Annotated in this window: 4 protein-coding genes; 3 read left to right on the top strand and 1 reads right to left on the bottom strand. The window is 69.5% G+C overall.

Annotated features, from left to right (window positions below):
* Positions 1–60 precede the first annotated feature (60 nt).
* Positions 61–696, top strand: coding sequence for a hypothetical protein (locus GRC12_RS42660; protein WP_208785820.1), 636 nt, complete (start codon positions 61–63; stop codon positions 694–696).
* Positions 697–698: 2 nt separating this feature from the next.
* Complete coding sequence (locus GRC12_RS42655) at positions 699–1766, top strand: hypothetical protein (RefSeq protein ID WP_208785819.1); 1068 nt, start codon at positions 699–701, stop codon at positions 1764–1766.
* Positions 1767–1988: 222 nt separating this feature from the next.
* Here GRC12_RS42655 and GRC12_RS42650 read toward each other — a convergent pair whose 3' ends face one another.
* On the bottom strand, positions 1989–2402 hold the full coding sequence (locus GRC12_RS42650) for an SsgA family sporulation/cell division regulator (protein ID WP_208785818.1): 414 nt from the start codon (positions 2400–2402) through the stop codon (positions 1989–1991).
* 223 nt (positions 2403–2625) lie between these two features.
* Between GRC12_RS42650 and GRC12_RS42645 the strand changes: the two genes are divergently transcribed.
* Positions 2626–3745 (top strand): sigma-70 family RNA polymerase sigma factor (locus GRC12_RS42645; protein WP_208785817.1); only part of this gene is annotated, 1120 nt, incomplete at its 3' end.

Here is a 3745-nt window from a genome sequence, read left to right as displayed (position 1 = left end):
TACCCGCCCCTGATAACTTCGTTCCCCGTTGCACACAGCCGACTTCGGGGGAGATCAACCGTGGCCCGCCGCGCACTGACGTCCACTGCCGCCGCGTTCACCTTGGCGACGACGCTGCTGCTCACCGCGTGCGGTGGGGGTGACAAGTCATCCTCGGACGACATCAAGGGAGCGGACACGGGGTCGAGCGGGCCATCGGCTTCGGCGTCGGCGGCTTCCGGGGCTCAGCGGCCCGTCATCACCCTGCCCGCCAGCTTCAAGGCCGACTTCGAGGGCTGGACGAACAGTGATCCCGGACTGCAGACAGCGTTGAACGACGGCAAGGAACGGCTCAGGGCGTCGTACGCGGCCATCATCGCCGGCGATCCCGAGTACAGCGCGTTGTCCTTCTACAGTGGGACTTCCGCGATGAGTACTGGCTCCGCCTGGGTCAAGGGATACAAGGGCCTCACCATCGTGGGCGCGGTCAAGGTCTACAACCCCCGGATCGCTTACCTCGGCAACGAGAAGAAGCGGGCCACCCTCATTTACTGCGTGGACGAGAGCAAGGGCTACAGCAAGGACCTCAAGACCGGAAAGACCTCGGGCACCCCGAAGGGTGAATCCCCGCTGGTCCAGTACCAGACGGGTCTCGGGAAGCAGGCCGACGGCGTCTGGAAAACCATGTCCGTGGAGACCCGGCCGGGAGCGTGCTGACCATGACCTACACGCGCAGGGCCGGTCTCTTCGTCTCGCTTGCCCTCGGTGCCGCTCTCCTCCCGTCCCCCGCTTCGGCTCTCGGTTCTCCCGGCCACGAAGGGCAGTCAAAGACCCTGTCGGGCGGCAAGCACGGCAGTGACATCTATGCCTCGGCCACCTACTCCACGATCAAGGTCCGGCAAGTCAGCGGACCCACCGGCGGCAAGCGTGGCTCGATCTCTTCCGTGGACGTCAACTGGAAGCCCCCCGCCTGCTGGTACGAACCCGTGTTCACCGGTCAGGAGCTCAAGGACTTCGTGGACCGTACGGACGGCGACGGAGACGTCGGCATTCACGAGTCCTGGTACGGCAAGCGTCTGTGGACCGACCACTACCAGGACGGCAAGCCGGAGAACAACTTCGACGACACCAACAGCGTCGCCGAGGGCTACAAGAACTACAACATCGGCAAGGACGGCTACTTCTGGCGCAGCGTCGCACCGGACGAGAACGACCCGGACTCCTGGGACTGCGGCCGCATCATGTTCTGGCAGGACGCCAACGTCGTTCCCAAGGTGCCGCACGCCCCCACGCCCGAAATGCTCGCCGACTACGCCTACAACCAGATCAAGGTCCCCAACACCGAGATCGAGCTGAAACCCACCGCCAAGTCCACGGTCAACCTGCCCACTTGGGTCTGGCTGGACAAGGGCACGTTCCAGGAGGTCAAGGTCCGCGCGGAACTCCCCCGCACCAACCTCTGGGCCGAAACGACAGCCAAGCCGGTCGCCCTCCACCTGGACCCGGGTACCGGTGACGCGACGACCTTCCCGGCCTCCGGCGACTGCACCATCAACGACGACGGCTCGATCGGAACCCCGTACCAGCCGGGTGACGCGGACAAGACCCCGCCGTGCGGCATCACTTACCTCAAGGCCACCAACGGCACGCCGTACCACCTGAAGGCCAGCATCACCTGGCAGATCTCCTGGGAGGGCACGGGCGGCGCCAGGGGCGACCTCCCCGACGGCACCTTCGACACCACCCAGGACATGAACGTCCAGGAGATCCAGGCGATCAACCGCTGACGTCGACCCCGGCGAACAGATCGTCTGGACCGGTCGCACGCAGCGTCCTGTCACCGGAGGCGGCCCTGCCTCCACCAGGGCCAGGACACCCCCAGCGCGTCCGACCACCTCAGCGTGCCGTCCGTCTGCTCGACGTCGACCTGGCGAAGAAGGCCGAGGACGCGGTCCGCCCGGAGGGGCAGGCCGGCGGCGGCAAGGGGCACAGCCAGGCCGACTGAGGTCTCACGCCGCCCCGAACAGCGTCGCCAGCCCCCGGTCCAGCGCCGGCCGGAGGGGTTCACCGCCGGGCTCCGCGACCGTGTACGAGCGGTGGAGGAAGTGGCGGAGGTCCGCCGTGCGGAAGCGGACGACCGCCACGCCCTCGGGGGCGCGGAACTCCACCAGCGTGTCGTTCGGGCCGTACGGGCGGACGTGGACCGTGCCGAGGCCGGCGGGAGTGTCCAGGCCCTCCTCCAGGAGGGCGCGGGCGAAGGTCCAGGTGACCACCTCCTCGTCCAGGGAGATCCAGGCGGGGAAGACGAGGTGGACGGCCAGCGGGTCCTCGGAGCTGTAGCGGAGGGTCACGGGGACCGCCAGTTCCTCGTGGTCGGGCGTCAGAAGATGAGCGCCGGTGGGCTGTTCGAGCGCTATGTACACGAGCGGTCTCCGTCGGGGTCGGGCGCGGGCGGCGGTGCCGGTGAGTCCTTGCACTTCTTGGAGCACGCAAGTGGCGGTTGCATTACGCCGCGACGGAAGATTCCGGCGTGACGTGCGTCACTTTACGGTGCTCACGAAACTTTGATTGAAAGTTTTGCCATCTAGGCTTACAAGCCTTCTGCCCCGTCCCTCCCCCAGCAGGCAGCAACTGGAGCGTTCCGCCATGCCCGACGGTTCCACGGCCGCGTACGCCCGCGTCTACGAGGAGCAGCAACCCCGCCTCGTCGCCTACGCCCGCTCGCTCACCCGCAACGCCCATGCCGCCGAGGACCTCGTCGCCGAGGCCCACTTCAGGGTCTGGCGCCGCCTGGCGCAGGGGCACGAGATCGAGAACGTCCCCGCGTACCTGATGACGACGGTCCGCCATCTCGCGGCCGCCGCCGGCACCGCCGTACGCGAGACTCCGCGGGATCCGCACGGCGACGAGCAGGCGCAGGTGCCCGCGCAGGGCGGCGATCCGGCCGAGCGGGTGTCCTCCGTGGACCTCGTCGTACGGGTGCTGGAGCAGCTGCCCGAGCGATGGGTGAAGGCGCTGTGGCTGGCCGAGGCGGAGGGGCAGCCGTTGGCGGCGATCGGGCCGCAGCTCGGCACCAAGGAGGGGGCGACCGCCGTCCTGCTGCACCGGGCGCGCGAGGGCATGCGGCAGGCGTTCCTGCGGGCGCAGACCGGGGCGCCCGACGATCCCGCGTGCCAGGTGCACTGGGCTCGGATGCCGGCGTATGTGCGCGGGGCGGCCTCGGCGCGCCAGTCCGAGCGGCTGCTCGGGCACGTGGACGGCTGCGATGACTGCCGGGCGCGGCTCGCGGCACTGATGAGCGCCAACGACCGTCTGCCCGCGCTGGTCGGGCCCGCGCTGCTGGTGCTGGCGATGGGGGGCGCGGGGAAGTTCCTGCTCGCCTTCGCCACGGCGGGCTCCGCGCCGGGGACACACGGCGTGCTGCACGGGGTGCGTCACGCCCTGACCGGCGGGACCAAGCCGGTGGCCGCCGCGGCCGGGGTGGTCGTGGCGGGTGCGGCCGCACTCGTCCTCGTACTCGGCAACGGCGGCCCGCCCAGCGCTCCGTCGGGCCGGATCCCCGTGGCGGACGGGCCGACGACACATACACCGGTGGCTGACGCTCCGGTGGGGCCGTCGGTGAAGAAGGGGAGGGTCAAGTCGGGGGAGAGTGGGGCCACTTCGGTACCGGTGGACCTGGTAGCCGCGACGAAGGGGGCCGGCGGTACGGCCGTGTCGGAGCCCCGCGTCGACGTAACGGACGTACCCGCGACCGCCGCACCGAGCG

The organism is Streptomyces griseorubiginosus (genome assembly GCF_017614965.1).
Taxonomy (GTDB): domain Bacteria; phylum Actinomycetota; class Actinomycetes; order Streptomycetales; family Streptomycetaceae; genus Streptomyces; species Streptomyces griseorubiginosus_B.
Note: the sequence above shows the minus strand (reverse complement) of the source record. Positions and strands in the feature narration are given on the sequence as shown.

What these genes read in the sequence shown, in the direction of transcription:
- GRC12_RS42655 (WP_208785819.1), top strand. Translation starts at nt 699, where the DNA reads ATGACCTACACGCGCAGGGCCGGTCTCTTCGTCTCGCTTGCCCTCGGT.